This is a genomic window from Bacteroides faecichinchillae JCM 17102 (assembly GCF_000614145.1).
In the GTDB taxonomy this organism is placed as follows: Bacteria; Bacteroidota; Bacteroidia; order Bacteroidales; family Bacteroidaceae; genus Bacteroides; species Bacteroides faecichinchillae.
In genome coordinates this window covers 1-16,418 of record NZ_BAKK01000045.1, presented here as the reverse complement: position 1 = coordinate 16,418, position 16,418 = coordinate 1, and the positions used below count along the sequence as shown (strand labels likewise).

At 38.4% G+C, this 16,418-nt stretch carries 10 protein-coding genes; 9 read left to right on the top strand and 1 reads right to left on the bottom strand.

Going from position 1 to position 16,418, the window contains the following annotated elements; all coding sequences use genetic code 11:
* Positions 1-345: 345 nt before the first annotated feature.
* The 9 genes from JCM17102_RS28215 to JCM17102_RS32255 all read left to right on the top strand — a co-directional run bounded on the left by JCM17102_RS28215 (position 346) and on the right by JCM17102_RS32255 (position 15,298).
* The gene (locus JCM17102_RS28215) at positions 346-2,757 is read left to right on the top strand and encodes a Kelch repeat-containing protein (protein WP_275564418.1); all 2,412 of its coding nucleotides are present in this window, start codon (positions 346-348) and stop codon (positions 2,755-2,757) included.
* A 215-nt stretch (positions 2,758-2,972) separates the two neighbouring features.
* Complete coding sequence (locus JCM17102_RS28210) at positions 2,973-5,078, top strand: GH116 family glycosyl-hydrolase (protein ID WP_275564417.1); 2,106 nt, start codon at positions 2,973-2,975, stop codon at positions 5,076-5,078.
* A complete protein-coding gene (locus JCM17102_RS31900) occupies positions 5,063-5,668 on the top strand; it encodes a hypothetical protein (RefSeq protein ID WP_275564416.1) in 606 nt (201 codons plus the stop codon). The genes JCM17102_RS28210 and JCM17102_RS31900 overlap by 16 nt, the downstream gene beginning before the upstream one ends.
* A 130-nt stretch (positions 5,669-5,798) precedes the next feature.
* Positions 5,799-8,942 (top strand): SusC/RagA family TonB-linked outer membrane protein, encoded by a 3,144-nt coding sequence (locus tag JCM17102_RS17380; RefSeq protein ID WP_025076069.1) that lies wholly within the window; start codon positions 5,799-5,801, stop codon positions 8,940-8,942.
* A gap of 16 nt (positions 8,943-8,958) precedes the next feature.
* A complete protein-coding gene (locus tag JCM17102_RS17375) occupies positions 8,959-10,890 on the top strand; it encodes a RagB/SusD family nutrient uptake outer membrane protein (RefSeq protein WP_025076068.1) in 1,932 nt (643 codons plus the stop codon).
* Between the two features lie 19 nt (positions 10,891-10,909).
* On the top strand, positions 10,910-11,656 hold the full coding sequence (locus tag JCM17102_RS17370) for a DUF3823 domain-containing protein (protein ID WP_025076067.1): 747 nt from the start codon (positions 10,910-10,912) through the stop codon (positions 11,654-11,656).
* Between the two features lie 161 nt (positions 11,657-11,817).
* Positions 11,818-13,629, top strand: a complete 1,812-nt coding sequence (locus JCM17102_RS17360) for a GxGYxYP domain-containing protein (protein WP_025076066.1) — start codon at positions 11,818-11,820, stop codon at positions 13,627-13,629.
* Between the two features lie 500 nt (positions 13,630-14,129).
* Entirely contained in the window at positions 14,130-14,885 is a 756-nt protein-coding gene (locus tag JCM17102_RS32260) for an acyltransferase family protein (RefSeq protein WP_306302487.1), read from the top strand.
* Positions 14,858-15,298, top strand: coding sequence for an acyltransferase family protein (locus JCM17102_RS32255; protein ID WP_306302486.1), 441 nt, complete (start codon positions 14,858-14,860; stop codon positions 15,296-15,298). Before JCM17102_RS32260 ends, JCM17102_RS32255 begins: the two co-directional genes overlap by 28 nt.
* A 550-nt stretch (positions 15,299-15,848) precedes the next feature.
* On the opposite strand, the gene JCM17102_RS31895 is transcribed toward JCM17102_RS32255, so the two are convergent.
* On the bottom strand, positions 15,849-15,983 hold the full coding sequence (locus tag JCM17102_RS31895; RefSeq protein WP_275564415.1) for a hypothetical protein: 135 nt from the start codon (positions 15,981-15,983) through the stop codon (positions 15,849-15,851).
* Positions 15,984-16,418: the final 435 nt, after the last annotated feature.

Sequence of the window (16,418 nt, the reverse complement as noted above, 5' to 3'; positions counted from 1 at the left end):
TTGTCTATTTACTGTTTAATTGGATATAACAAGTCAAACCTGCAATATTTTATATCTCCTTTTCATGTTTTGGAAGTTAACGGTACGCATCAAATTTATTTCAGAGATGGCGAACTAAAGCTAAGAACACATGTTAAAACCGGGTTTATATTTCATGAATCCGGTTCTTTTATTTTATATTTGCTTTTTTAATCAATGGATAACTACATGATTTAAGATGAATATATATTTATACTACTACTTGGTTTTGTATGCTTTCGGGGGAATGCTCAGGGAATTGAATTTAATACATATGAATCTGAAACTGTTCAGAAGACAAGCTATTCTGTTTTTGGTGATAAGCCTTTGACGTTTAAGGATAGCTTGTCTATATCTTATGATCTAGCTATTTTGGATCACACTTCCTTTGGTTATGTTTTTCGATTGAATGACACGAAACAAGAAGAGGCTGATACATATAGTTTTGTTTTTTCTTATGATAATGCTTGGCGGAGTTTTCTAAAATTTAACATTGAAGCTAAAGAGTGTAAAGTGGTAGATACTCTTTGTAACGATAGACTTGGCTCTAGGCGTTGGATACCAATAAAAATGACATTTTTGTTTAAAGAAGATTCGGTGAATCTGATTATTGGTAATCGTGAATACAAAACCGGAAATTTAGGCTTATCTGAAGAAATGGCTCCTTCCATTATGTTTGGAAGTAGCAAGTTCTCTGAGGAAATACCTTCTTTTGCTATTCGAAACCTTGTTGTTTCTGCTCCCGATCAACAATTTGTTTTTCCATTGAATGAAAGTATAGGGACTTTGGTGCATGATACACAAGGCAAGGTCAGAGGTAAAGCTATTAATCCTGTGTGGTTGATAAATAGATTTTATCATTGGAATTTGCTTTACTCTCATAGCTCCGAAACAACAGCTGGCTATAGCTATGATACTAATTTGGGTAACTTTGTTTATTTTAATGCCGATTCTTTGTATACATTAGATTTACGCCATAATAGCTGGAGCGGGTATAAGCATGCTGGTTTACCGGTTAAGATGCGTTTGGGAACAAATTTCTTTTGTCCGGATACACGTTCTGTCTATATCTATGAGGTAGATAAGTCTCTGAATGAATATACTGTTTGTTCATTGGATTTAGCTACAGGTGAAGCAAAAGAAGTGAGCTCTGCCCATTTGTCTTCACAAAGGCATCATCATTCTTCATATTTAGATACTCTTAATAACAAGTATTATATTTTTGGCGGCTTTGGCTTGCGTAAATATGCTAATACGTTGGAAGTCTATGATTTGGATAAAAATACTTGGAGTACAATGCATTTGAAGGGGGATTTTGTTGCTCCTCGTTTCTTTTCTTCTATGGGTGCATTAGAATCGGGTGAGTTGTTGTTGTTTGGTGGTACTGGAAATCCAAGTGGCGATCAGAGTCTTGGGAAAAACTATTATTATGACCTTTATAAAATAAATCTGCAAGATTCTACTATAACAAAAATAAGAGACTATTCGTATAAAGGTCCTAATATTGTTCCAGTCAGAAATCAGGTCCTATCTGCTGATGGGACATCTTTCTATACATTGTGTTATCCCATGCAAGAAGCTTCTTCTTATTTACAACTTTATAAGTTTTCGTTGTTAGACGATTCTTATGAGGTATTGGGGAATGCAGTGCCGATGGAGTCTAAAGCCATATTGTCGAATGCAAATTTGTATTATAGTGCGGAGAGAGAAGAGTTTTATTGCTGTACACAAGAGTTTGATGAGCATGGAGGACAATCGTCTGTAATCCGATTCTATTCTTTGTCTGCTCCTGCCATTGCTGCAAATGCATTATGTGTATATAAGGACGGAGAGAACTCTTATTTATATTTTTATGTCATAGTAGTTGCTGTATTTATATTGTTGTTTTTGTTATTTTGTATTAGAATAAAAAAGAGAAGTAAGCAGACGCTTCCTGTAATGTTTGAAGAGAACCGAATATCGGTTCGGGTGGAAGGCAAAAAGTCACTTCCTACTAATACTCTGTATTTGTTTGGTGATTTTACGGTATTGGATAAAAAAGGCAGGAATATTACGCATTTATTCAGTTCCAAGATAAAGCAATTATTTCTCCTTATTCTATTGAACAGTATAGGAAAAAAGGAGGGGATTACTTCATCTTATATATATGGATTGTTATGGCCGGAAAAAGAAGCAAGCAGTGCCAAAAACCTTAAGGGAGTTGCTATTAACCGATTAAGAAAGATATTAAATGATGTAGAAGGAGCAGAACTGCTTTACATAAACGGCCATTATTCCATTAAGTTATCTAATAATCTTTATTGTGATTATAAGGATTATCTTTCTTTGATGGGGCGTATAAAGCAAGGCAATTCACTTCAGGAGATTAGTCAGTCATTAATAGAAGTATTGTCTCGTGGAAAGTTTCTTAAATCTATTGACGATTCTATATTTGATTTTTTCAAAAGTGATCAGGAATCTGAACTTCACGAGATTTTGATGATAGAACTGGAAAATTTATATTTCAAGGCAGAGTATGAACAAGTCATTCAGTTAGCTGATATTTGGTTGAAAATAGACTCTCTGAGCAGTACTGCCTTGTGGTATTTCTTAAACAGTTGCCATAAACTCAAACGAGAAGATCAGGCGATGAAAAGGTACTATCTGTATGTTGCGGAATTTAGTAAAAGTATGGGTAGCAGTTATCATCTATCTTATTCGGATATCATCCATAATGATTTGCGGATGAGTTTCCAGTGATTCTTTGTTGCTTATCCTCATTTTCTTTCAAATTATGCTATACAGCATGATTTTATTAATTATGGAGTGAATTAATCAATTTTACTCCATAATTAACCGCTTATTAACCATAATGTAATCGATATTGTAATCTATTGATGTTTATTTTTGCTTTCGAAACGCAAGTGAAAGCAGTGTCGTTTTGTAACCTTATTATTAATTTAAAAAGCACATGTATGAATAAAAGGACCTTTGTTTCTTTAATGTTTTGTTTTGTTGGAGCAGTTGCTTCGTATGGGCAAAATGAGAACGAAAATGATTATGGAGTAAATGAAGCAAATACCAAATTCAGTTTCCAGAATGGAATATTGGGTGGAGATACTGACTATGACTATTTCTCATTGAAAGACCATGAAGATGTGAGTGGAGTTCCATTAGGAGGAATTGGAGTGGGAAATATCAATTTAGCTCCCAGTGGACAATTTACCCGTATTGGAATAAATAATATTCACACTCCTATCAAACGATCAGAGTCTTCTTTTTTCTCTTTATGGATGCGAAAGGGAAATGAAAAGAAAGCAGTCCGTCTGGTCAGAGATACTAAAAAACAATACGGGATGGAGGGAGTGAAACACACCCAATACAAAGGATTGTTTCCAACAGTTCAGTTAAGTTATGCGGATAATAATTTGTCTGTATCTCCTGTGATTCGTGCTTACTCAGGACTGGTTCCTCACAATGTGAAAGACTCTTCACTGCCAGTTGTATGGTTCGAAGTAGATTTGTTCTCGCAAGAAAATATGGAAGCAGCGTTGGCCTTTTCTTGGGAAGACTTTATCGGTTTGTTTAATGATCCTAACAGTTTGAGAGGATTTGATAATGGACAATTACTTAGCGAAGGAAGAGCAAGTTTGAATAATGGAGAAAACTGGGCTCTTAGAGAAAAAGCTGAAACTTTTGTAGAACCCTATAAGCAGGGCACTTTAACAGGCTTGATGCAATGTGTGGCAGATAGTCTACAACCTCGGAAACTCACTTTTCAGAACTATGTGAACAAAGTAATAGTTGCGGTAGAGGGTGAAAAGAATGTATCTTATCTTCCTGCATGTGGTAAAACTTCAGATGCTTGGAGTCAGTTTATTGCCAATGGTGAGTTTGCCCCACAAAATTCTAAAACTTTGTTGACGAAGCAAGGGCAATCTTCTTCTGCCTCTGTATTAGCTGTGAAGACAACACTTAAAGCTGGTGAAAAAAAAACGATTCGGTTTATGCTTGCATGGTATGCACCTGAACTGCATATTGATGAAGCTGCAGCTCCAATCGGAAGCTACTGGCCTTGTGGAGCTGACTATAACAAATACTATCATAATTACTTTAAGGATATAGAGTCCTTGGTGGGTTATGTAGCCGCTAATAGGCAACGAATAATACAGCAAACGTTGGAATGGCAGAAGCCTATATTGGAAAGTACACTGCCTGACTGGTATAAGTTCAAGTTGATAAATAGCGGATATGTGATTTATACCAATATGGTATTGACTAAAGGTGGTGATGTAATGGTCAATGAAGGTGCAATGGGAGGATTTGGAGGAACAATGGATCAACGTCTGAGTGCTCATCCTTTCTATCAGAAATTCTTCACCCAGTTGGATCGTTCCGAGATGGATATTTTTGCAGACTCTATGGATCCGGAGGGATACATTCTTCACTTCATCGGACACTATTATGTAGGTATGGGCAGTGAAGGTGGACGTGTTCCTACTGAAAAAGGATGGATGCTTGATAATGCTTCTGGATGGATAATCCAGTTGGTTAAGGATTATGAACAGACAGGTGATATGCAATATCTTAAAAAGCATTTAGCTGGTGTGAAGAGAGCTATGAAGTTTTTGTATAGCCGCATTCCGGCTGGCAGTACGATTCCTATTGGTCCTACTACCTATGATGATTTTACTCATCCGCCTTTGTATTCCTATTATGCAGGTGTGTGGCTGACAACTTTGAAAGCTTATGAAGCCATAGGCAAAAGTATTGGCGATGCAAAAATGGTTGAGCAGGCTCAAAAACAGTTTGTTGTATCTCAGAAAGAAGCAATTGATAAACTGTGGAATGGACGTTTCTTTGCTTATGGTTGCGAACCTGATGGTTCTAAAAGGCTTGATAATGTATTGTTTACCGGACAATTGGCAGGGCAGTTCCTAAGCCGTTATTGCGGTTGGGGAGATGTATATCCTATGGATATAGTGAAAGCATCTATCATTCTCAATGCAAAATATCTCTTTCTAAAACGGCTGATTACTATGCTAATAAGGTTTGGGATATTAATTTGGGACGTGGAATAGATAATCGTGGGTCACAATGCTGGCCTTTCTACCTGGAAAGCTATACGGCACTCACAGGAATGCAGGCAGGTTTCTATGCAGACGCTATGGATATAATGAAACATATTCAACTAGTACACCTGCGCAAAGGATGGACCTGGACACAAAATTTGTGGAATCCCAGCGATGTTACTTATATGACGGCTCCTGTTACTTGGTTCTCTACAGATGTATTGGCAGGTGCAGGTATTAATGTTCTGCAAAAAGAATTGCGGTTAGCTCCAGTAATAACGGATGATAATCTTGTTTCCGTTCCTCTGTATTATCCTAATTTTTGGGGAGTAGTAACTGCTGATCCTCAGACTAAATCGCTGAAACTGAAGATTACGAAAAAGTATGGTAAGGATAAGATCAGTTTTACTAAAATAATATCTGAACCGGCTGGTCTTCCTACTACGGAGAAAAGGCAGATTGAGATCAAAGAATTTGTAGTAGATGAAGGCAAAGTTTTGGATTTGAGTCAATATTGGGATCAAATAGTGGATAACAGATTAGAGAGTCCTATTCTCCCGAATGCCGACAAACATGATTTTCGCTACGTTATGAAATGAGTTGTTAGTTTTTTAATAGAATGCCTAAGGAGCATGGAATAATAAAGATTTGTTGATTTCTAAGATGGTAAATGAGAAGTATTGAGTTTACGATGTTTTATTAATTATAATATTAAAATCTTTTGTTAATATGAGAAAACACACGAATTATTTGGCACGCATCCTGTTGGGATGTATGATGTTACTATGTTGTGCGGTAGGTTATGCGCAACAAGTACAATTTAAAGGATTGGTGGTAGATCAGGAAGGTAATCCACTGATTGGAGCAACTGTTATAGTAAAAGGAGATAAGAGACAAAATACGATAACAGATTTGTCCGGTGAGTTTAGGTTGCAAAATTTGGCAGAAGGTGCCACTTTGCAGATTTCTTATATCGGTTTTAGAACAGAAGAAGTAAAGATCGGGAAAGAAAGCTTTGCGAAAGTAATTCTAAAAGAGGACGAAGCTGTACTGAATGAGGTTGTAGTTGTGGGATATGGTACTCAAAAAAAACAGACTCTTACAGGAGCTATTTCTACATTAAGTGGTGAAACAGTATTGACTACCAAGAGTACCAGTGTAGCCCAAAGTCTACAAGGAAAAATTGCAGGTGTACAAATTAGACAACAAGACGGTCAGCCGGGTGGATTTAGTTCAATGGTGCAGATACGTGGTTTCGGTAGTCCGCTTTATGTTATTGATGGAGTGGTTCGTGATAGTGGCGATGGTGGTTCCGAATTTCAACGTATGAATCCGGAAGATATTGAGAGTATATCGGTACTTAAAGACGGTGCAGCTGCTATTTATGGTATGAATGCTGCTAATGGTGTGGTAATTATCACTACAAAGAAAGGAAGACAAGGCAAAGCACGTTTTAGCTATAATGGCTCATTTACTGCTATCTTCCCGACTTCTATGTTGGAGGTTATGAATGCTTATCAATATTCAGAGATTGCGAATGAAGTTTCAATGAATGTGGGTACAGGCCCCACTACTACACCGGAAGAGCTGGCAAAATGGCGCGAAGGTGGACCGGGTTATGAGAGTACGGACTGGCTGGATGCTGTGTTTAGAAAGAGCGCTGGTAGTCAGCAACATACACTTTCTGTGGAAGGTGGTAGTGATAAAATGACGTACTATGCTAGTTTTGGATATGCTCGTGATGGTGACTTGACTCGCGGCGGAGATTTTAATTACGAGAGATATACTATGCGCAGCAACTTTACAGCACAACTTTCCAAGTATCTGAAAGCAGAAGTAAATGTTTCGGGAAGATATGATGTGACAAATGCTCCAATTCAAGGAATATTTGAATTGATGTTCAAATCAACTTTGATGCGCCCTACATCAGGTGTATATGCTAATAATAATCCTGAATATTTCAATGCTGCCTATCCTTTTCAGGATAATCCGGTAACTGCTATGAACGGCGATATTACCGGTTTGAATTCGAACAGAGGTAGAAGTATGCAGTCATCTGCTACGCTGACATACGATGTACCTTGGATAAAGGGGTTGAAAGCCAAGTTGATGACCTCGTATGATGCTAGTGATAGCCGTACTACACATGAGAGAAAGTTGTATCAGCTATATAGTTGGAATAGTCCGAATCAATCGTATGATGTATCGAAGACTATCAACGACCCGAGCAGTCTTTATGTAAGTGCGGGTAATGGAAATAATCTCAATATACAAGCCCAACTTTCATATAGTACCACTATTGCTGAAGACCATAATATATCTTTGATGGGTATGTACGAGATGAACCACGGTTGGAATGATAATATGTCGGCAACCCGTGAATATGATATCTATTCCAAACCTATTTTAGATTTAGGTTCTCAATCTAACATCCAGAATTCGGGTGGTTACGGAGAGACAGCCAATATTTCTTATTTGGGGCGTTTGAATTACGATTACAAGAGTAAGTATTTACTTGAAGGTGCTTTCCGTTACAATGGTTCTTATCGTTATGCACCCGGTAGTCGTTGGGGATTCTTCCCTGTTTTAAGTGCTGGATGGCGGATGTCGGAAGAAGCTTTCGTAAAAGAGAATGTACCATTTATCAGTAATTTGAAGCTAAGAGCTTCGTATGGTGAAACAGGTATTGATGCAGGCAATGAGTTCCAGTTTATCGAAGGTTTTATAATGGGAACCAAAGGGTATGAGTTTGTAGATGGTGTGCAAACCAATGATGTGCAGACTCCGGCACTTATCAATAAAAATTTGACTTGGATTACGACCCGTACCTATGACTTGGGCGTAGATGTGACTCTGTGGGACGGATTACTCGACTTTACATTTGATGTGTATCGACGTGACAGAGATGGTTTGTTGGCAACTAGAGGTAGTCAACTGACTAATACATTCGGTGCTTCACTTCCGGAAGAAAATTTAAATGCCGACCGGACAGAAGGTATTGAATTCAGTATCGGACACAGACATAAAGTTGGACAAGTGTCATACGGTATACAAGGAAATTTTAACTTTGCACGTAGTAAAATGATTCGTCAGGTACATGGAGAGTATGAAAGTAGTTGGGATAAGTGGAAATCAGCCACTGAAGGTCGTTGGAGTGGTATTGGCTGGGGATATACTACAATAGGGCAATTCCAGAACTATGATCAGATTTACAATGCACCGGTGCAGAGCGGTGATCGTGGCAATACTATGATTTTGCCAGGTGATTATTATCTGAAAGATTTGAACGGTGACGGATATATAGATGGTAATGATATGGAGCCCAAATATTTTGGATTGAATATGCCTGCTTTGAATTATGGTATTACATTAACTGCCGGATGGAAATGCTTTGATTTCATGGCTTTGTTCCAAGGAGCGGCATGCTACTCCATACAAATACCGGACAATTTGCGTAATTATGCTTCTTGGGAAGGTAACTCTTCTGCTCATTTATATGACAGATGGCATCGTGAAGATCCGTTTGATGCAAATAGTAAATGGATTCCAGGCAAATATCCTGCTGCTCGTGTTTCAAATTACAATCCGATGGGTAATAATGCACAAGAGACAGACCGCAATACCGTGGACGGAAGTTATCTCCGTCTGAAAAGTATTGAGGTAGGTTATACACTGCCACAGCGTTTTGCTAGTTATGTAGGTTTACAGCATTTACGTGTATATGTTAATGCCTATAACATTTTTACATTCTGTGATTCTTATCTGAAGAAAGACTTGAAACTGGATCCTGAAAAAACAGCCGGTCAAGATAATCGTATGATGAATTATCCTTTGTCTTCTTCAATCAATTTTGGTGTTAATCTTAGCTTTTAAATAAAGTACGTTAGAAATGAAAAATATAAGATATTATTTGATAATAGGGCTGTCAGTTGTATGTACAGCATGTACAGGACTTTTGGATATTGAGCCAAATAACAAGCTTACGCCTAATGAATTATTCAATAATCCTAATGGTGCAAAAGCTTTTATGGCGACCATCTATCGTGATCTGCCTATCGAAGATTATATGTTTATGCCTGGCACAACCGGAGAAGGTGGTTTTAATAATCCTACAGGAAATATAGGTTTATTGTGGTACGCTAATATTTGCGAAGAAGCTGTGCAAAGCCAGTGGGGTGAGCAATCGCCAGGGTATGTAATTCGTGCCGATTATTTCAATCATGGCTATGCCACTCTGCGTAATATTAATTTGTTGAAAAGTATCATCCCTACATTGGATATTCGGGATAGTGAAAAAAGAGAATTGGAAGGTGAGGCAGCTTTTGCAACAGCTTATGTGTACTTTTATCTGGCAGAGAAGTTTGGTGGAGTACCTCTGATTAAAGAATTGCAAGACTACGACCCTGAAAATCCCGATGCGCTGGTAGTACCGCGCAGTACCGAGTTTGATACTTGGAATTATGTTATGCAACAGTGCGATATTGCGGCTAGCCAACTTCCGGACGAACGTTCGGACAGACGGGCAACCAAATGGACTGCATTGGCACTGAAATCACGTGCTGCTTTGTACGCTGCCTCTATTGCAAAATTTGGTGAGCTTGCACCAATGGAGGGTGAAGCCGTGACATTGGGGTTGGCAGGAATGAAGCCGGAACATGCGGATTATTTCTACCAACATTGTATAGATGCTTCTTTGGCTATCATGACAGAATCGAGTCATCAACTTTATAGGCCCAATCCTGCTAATCCCAAAGAAGCGGAAGAAAATTACCGTAATATCTTTATTAATCCTAATCAGACGGAGGGAGAGGCTATTTTCATAAAAGGTATTGTGAAAGAAGGTTCTGGTTTTGCCAGTAGCTTAAATTATTTCATCGAACCTTATCAGACCCAGGGCCAAGGGAAAATGTCTCCGGCATTGAATTTGGTAGATGCTTATGAAGACTATACAGATCTTCCAGGTGTGCGTTCGAACGCTAAAGTTAAGACTCGTCTTAATGATAACTATTCTAATGCAGGTTTTGATGCCGGATATAGCGATTATATCAAGGTGAACAAGGATACTCCTTATGATTTGTTTAATGGTGTTGCTTATGGTGACGAGAAGAAAGCCAAAGATGCTCGTTTGTGGGCTTCAATTATTCTTCCGGGGACGGAATGGAAGGGTACTAAAATTATCATGCAGGGTGGTGTGATTCAGCAGGATGGTACAGAACTATATCGTGTTCCGACTACGGTGACTGGAAAAGATGGCAACACCTATTATACCTTAGGAGGTGAAAAACATCAGGTGTCGGGCTTCTGGCCAGGAGATGGAACTCATTCTATGTCAGGTTTTCTCATGAAAAAAATGATAAGTGAGAGTATGCCGGCCCAATATCATAAGACAACAGTAGATTATATCGTATTCCGATATGCAGAAGTGTTGTTGAACTATGCGGAAGCTGTGTGCGAGAGTGGCTTGGGGGATAAGAACCTTGCTACCAAAGCATTGAATGATATCCGTAAACGAGCTGCTCATACCAATGAAATTGAATTGACAAGAGAAAATATACGAAGTGAGCGTATGGTAGAACTTGCTTTTGAAAATATTCGAATTTGGGATTTGCGCCGTTGGAGAGTGCTGCATACGTTAATGAATAACTTCTCTCATGACATTTTGGTACCCATGTTGGATTTGCGCGAAGAGAATCCCGCTTTGATTTTTATACGTAAGACGACTTTAGGAGTAAGTTTGAATGGGCCTAATACTTATTCTATTTCAGAATATTATGAAGATGTACCGCGCAATGCCATTAATCAAATGATTCAGAATCCTTAAATTATTAATTAGACAGAGTATGAAAAGCTTAAAATATATAATAGCCGGCATCAGTGCGGCATGTGTTATGACTGGGTGTGAACTTGATAACTTTGATGGTCCGGATGCTCAGGTATACGGTGCAGTGATTGATGCAGAAACAGGAGAGTTGATTCAGCAGGAGATTGGAACAAGTGGTGACGCTGCTTGTGTTCAGGTGATAGAATACGGATATGCTATTCGCAAAGTGCAGCAATGGAAGCTTATGCTGAACGGAGAATATAGAAATAATCTTGTTTTTTCCGGTATTTATGATGTTATCATGAACAATGGAAATTTTGTAAAACTGGATACTATCAAAGCATATCGGTTCAATAAGGGTGAAAATAGACTTGATTTTAGGGTGATTCCTAATATTCGTATCAAAGAATCAGTGGTGAAGAAAGAAAATAATGCCATTGTCGCTACTTTTAAATTGCAGTATGGGCATAGCATAGGGCAGGTGGAAAAAATAGCATTATTTGCTCAGTCGGATAAGAATCCATCGAATTCTTTCAATTTGGCACATGTAGATGTTAACATTGAAAGTGATAATGTCAACTTTGAGAACAATAGCGAGAATGTCAATAAAGTCTTCACACTGATATTAGATTTGAATTCAGATGAAGGAAAGAAGTTGAAAGCTGGGCAGAAATACTTTTTTCGTATCGGCGCTTTACCCCAAAAGCTGGGAGAAGGTATTCAAGCTAAATATAATTATTCACAAGTGTTTGAAATACAGTTGTAATTAAGGTACAAGATAGCCGTTTTCAATAGGTGAATACTGATTTATTTGCTTGCCGAAGTACCTTTTTCCCTTTGTTAATGTGGAGGTGGTACTTCGGCTTTATTTGGCATGGCAGATGGTTTGTGGACTTGATAGTATTTATTTATTCTTAGAATTGTTGTATGAAATTTATTTTTAGTGTCTTGTTGCTTCTTGTAGGATTATTGGAGGCAGTAGGTGGTAATACCTTTTATCGTCTTTCCGAAAATTGGCAAATACCCGAAATGATGTTGGAGCAGGAGTGGCATTATATGTCCGAAATGAAACACAAACCGAAAAAATATTGGAATTGCGTAGGAGTAATCTCTGTAGATAGTCGGAACAGTGTAGACGAAACCGATAGAAAATGTGGATTACAATATCACTTGTTATGTCAGTCTTTAGCGGGTTTGACGAACCGTGCGGTAGAGGAAGGGAAAAGTGAAATAGGAGTTTGGTTACATGATTATGATGGAATAGCTTCTTATCAATTGTCTCGAAAAGCATTGGAAGATATGGGAATTCGAGAACAAGGCATACGGGATGGAGTGGAATTAGCATGCTGTGATTATCCATTGGTGGACGGTTTGCGTATTCAGCTGAAGGGGATGTTCGATGGATATGTATTGACGGATGTAGCAGGAAATCCAGAGAGTGGTATTGTGGCTTCTGTCGCTTCGCATGTTTATAATTCGATTATTGTAGATGTGCGTGATAAAGACTTTTACGAGAAAGCAGGTTATCGGATGAGATATGATGCAACCCGTAAAACTACTGTAGATGCTTGGCGTGAGTTCAAAGATAAGTGTAGTAATGAAGCTTTAGTTATCATGCCGGTACAGACAGGAGAGTTGCGTGAGTTTTCTATTAAGAACAATTTGTTTGTATTGAATTTGAATCGGACACAAGGAACCCCTAATGATGGACAAAATATAGAATTGTTGGAGGAAGTGCTCGCATGGTTAAAGCCCAATGCTCCTGTGTATGGCTGGGAACAGGGAGTAAGTGAAGACCTGTTTGTGGCTCGCGTATCTAGAAGTGGACATCCGATGATTCCTTGTGACTGGAGTTATAATCATTCGCTTATGTCATTACTTTATAAAGAATGTCCGCCTTCGGTTATAATAGAGGAGTTTGATCCACGAGATATTGATTTTAATAAGAAAAAAAACTATGTCTCTTTTTTCCTTTCCGATGGTGACAATATTCAATGGATGATGCAAAGCTTTGTTCCTCGCTATTATAATATTCCTGAAGCTGAGGATGTGAAGATGTCATATGGAATACCTATTTCTACATTGGCAATGGTCTCTCCTATACAAAACAACTATTTACTGAATCTGAAGAGGTCGGGTTGTTCCCTTATAGAAATGCTGGGCGGTGGTTATTATTATATAGATACATATAGCCAAGACCGGAATAGGGAAAACAATCTTAAGATTGTAGCAGAACGTTTAGCATATTATATGTGTCGACACAATGTTGGTTTGTTGGGAGTTATGGCAATGGATGTGAAATCGGAAGCAGCTCAAGAAGCTTATCAAGCTTATGTGGATGCTAACAACCGGTTGGAAGGTATTATTGCTTTGCAATATTCTCCATATGCAGGTGGCGAGGGAGAAATCTTTTGGGTAACGAATAAAGACGGTTACGATATTCCTGTCATCACTGTGAAATATTCTCTTTGGGATAGAATTCACGAACGTGAGGGCTCTCCTGCTTTCATAGCTTCAAAACTGCAAGATGAGGTGCAAACAGAAAGCTTCTCAGCAGTGTGTGTGCATGCTTGGAGTCATTTTGAAAATGATGCTTATGGAGCTGCTGCTGCTAAACAATGTGCCGCACAGTTAGATGATCATTTTGAGGTAATTAATATGCGGGAATTGGTGTGGCGTTTGCGTATGAGTCAACGTCCCGAACAGACGAAGACTTATTTCAGTAGAATCTTTAGATAGATATTGGGCATATAACTCCGTATATTTACAATAAGTAAGATAAATCGGATGTTTTTTTGAATAACTTGAACTATATCTAAACCGTACTTGATTCGTACTTATATATCAAAAGGGAGACATCAAGCTTCATACATTGTATAATATGAAGAAATCCATACCGACGACAGTCAGTCATATTGATGACTGAAGATGGAAAAGAGATGGTAAATGCCTAATAGGTGTGATTTATCAAAATCTTTAGATAATCCACATTGTCTAAAAATTGTATTATCAAAAGTAGCCAGTTGATACTGTTAATCAAATTATTGACATGGCTGCTTTAATTATTTATATGATTATAGTATTTAGCAAGGCATCAAACTCTACGGGAGTCAAACTTGTTGCTTCAGGAACTTAACTATGGCTGGCGGTGGGAATCTTGTCGTAAAACATTTATTGAACTTTAAACTACAAAAAAGTCAAAGAATGCATTAATTATTCGATATAACTCTAATAAATTTATGAATTCAAATTATTTATCATCAAAACCAAGATATGAGATTCTTGACGGTCTGAGAGGCATAGCAGCAATAGTAGTTGTATTTTATCATTTAATGGAATGTTATCCAAAAAATATTATCAGCAGTTATTTTGCTCATGGTTATCTGGCGGTTGATTTCTTCTTTGCACTCTCCGGATTTGTTCTCGGCTATGCCTATGACAACCGTTGGCAAACCAGACAGAATAAAACCGGAATGACACTCTGGCATTTCTTCAAACGCAGACTGGTGAGACTCCATCCTATGGTGATTTTGGGAGCATTAATCGGTATATGTTTGTTTTATTATTCTGGCGATATTGAACTCTTTGGTAAAGTGGATGAAGCTGTATGGTGGATGGTACTTCTCCAGGCTTTGCTGATGATTTTGATGATTCCACTGCCCCAGTCCATGGATATTCGTGGGTGGGGTGAACTGACCAGCATCAATGGGCCGGTCTGGACACTGATGTTCGAATATGTAGCAAACATACTCTATGCACTCTTTTTTCGCCATTTGAGTAAAGTGGCACTTGGCTTTCTTGTTGTTTTCTGTGCATTACTTACTACCGACTGCTGTCTCCGTCTGAATTTGTGGGGAGTACTTGAAAGTGACTGGAACAGCTATTCTGTTGTAGGTGGATTTATCTTTACAGCCGAACACGTTTATATTGGCTATGTCCGCTTGTTCTACCCGTTCTTGATAGGCTGTTGCTTTCTAGACTTGACAAGACAATAAAGATAGAGAGAGGTGGATTTCTTTATACTTCACTCATGGTATTGGTTGTGCTTTGTGTGCCTGTGCTTGGTGGTGACAATAAAATCATTGATGGTATCTACCAGCTGATTTGCATTCTGTTTGCTTTTCCACTCATTCTTTCTATAGGTGCGGGAAGTTTACTAAAAGGTAAAAAAACTTCGCGCGTTTGTGTATTTTTAGGACAAATATCTTTTCCACTCTACATCACACACTACCCTCTCATCTATATGCATACCAGCTGGGCACAGCGTCACCTTGGCGCACCAATATGCACACATATCATGGTGGGTATCTGTACATTTCTCATGGCATTAGGCTTAGCATGGGCAGCCTTTAAGCTATATGATGAACCGGTGCGGAGTTGGCTTACAAAACATTGGCTTAAAAGATAAAATTCTATTTGAATCTTTCAATATTACCTATGTTCAAGCGCACAACGGGTTTGCCTCTTATAAAGGGGCAGTTTTAATTTAAATAGGTTTTAAGTATTTTGGACCGGAAGAAACTGCTGATTTGAGCAGCTATTCAGGTAATGAGTTAAAAGCTGTTTTACACTTTGGTCTTACACGATAAAGTGTCGGATGTGGTTGTATAAATTTCGCTGAAGATGAGTCTATAGCTAAAATCTCATATCCGGAGAAGTTGGCTATTGTTGTTTTTATATACTCCTATGATGGTAAACCGACTATATGCCATACATCACCGGGCAAGAATGGAGTGCCTATGATTTACCGGGAGAAGGCCTGTATATTACCTCCCGTTTATTTTCCAGGCACCCTTTACTGTTGCCCGTATTCATTCCTCATCATTTCCAGTTTTTTACCGCCTCTAATTTTAGAACAGTGAACCGATGATAAAGTATGGGAATATCGTTTCACTGGTATAGGTTCCCATGTTACTTCACAGCCTCACACCTGGATTTTATATATTGGATGACAAACATTATTCAGTATGCTTGATACCATCTTCCGTAGTCTTTCTCATATCTAAGTAACAATATTGTACAGCCCTGTACACCGCATTGCCAACTGAAACCAACCGCCACCAACCCGAACCAATCATAGGAAATAAGAACATCCGCTTGTTTGTTGCCTTGTCGGTCTTATGAATACTGATCCTTATTCTATAATCTGATGTCATTACAACCGACTGTAATCATCCGGCTTATCCATCATATTCACCGGGTAAGGACTATCTGGCAATATTGACAGGAGACATATACAGCTTGGTTTAAACCGGATCTATTGTAAAGGTAATGGGAGTGGTTTATCGGATTCCTGCTTATACTGATACACTTTTGCCCATACTTCCTAAAACAATATGTATATGGCAAATGAGGAGTTGAAACAATGTATAAGTATGCCAATTCAGCCAGGGGAAAAAGGCAAGTTCATCATTCATGCATTATCCAAACGGTGGGATGGAAGAGTTAACTGCAAGCCCGTTGTATCATACTGTTACTATAATTAATAGTAATACCCACTCAGGCGGCGTGAGCCTACAACAAACGAA

Excerpts from the sequence above, each read along its gene's own strand:
- JCM17102_RS17370 (WP_025076067.1), top strand. The coding sequence starts at position 10,910 with ATGAAAAGCTTAAAATATATAATAGCCGGCATCAGTGCGGCATGTGTT.
- JCM17102_RS17380 (WP_025076069.1), top strand. The coding sequence starts at position 5,799 with ATGAGAAAACACACGAATTATTTGGCACGCATCCTGTTGGGATGTATG.
- JCM17102_RS31895 (WP_275564415.1), bottom strand. The coding sequence starts at position 15,983 with ATGTTCTTATTTCCTATGATTGGTTCGGGTTGGTGGCGGTTGGTTTCA.
- JCM17102_RS32260 (WP_306302487.1), top strand. The coding sequence starts at position 14,130 with ATGAATTCAAATTATTTATCATCAAAACCAAGATATGAGATTCTTGAC.
- JCM17102_RS17360 (WP_025076066.1), top strand. The coding sequence starts at position 11,818 with ATGAAATTTATTTTTAGTGTCTTGTTGCTTCTTGTAGGATTATTGGAG.
- JCM17102_RS28210 (WP_275564417.1), top strand. The coding sequence starts at position 2,973 with ATGAATAAAAGGACCTTTGTTTCTTTAATGTTTTGTTTTGTTGGAGCA.
- JCM17102_RS17375 (WP_025076068.1), top strand. The coding sequence starts at position 8,959 with ATGAAAAATATAAGATATTATTTGATAATAGGGCTGTCAGTTGTATGT.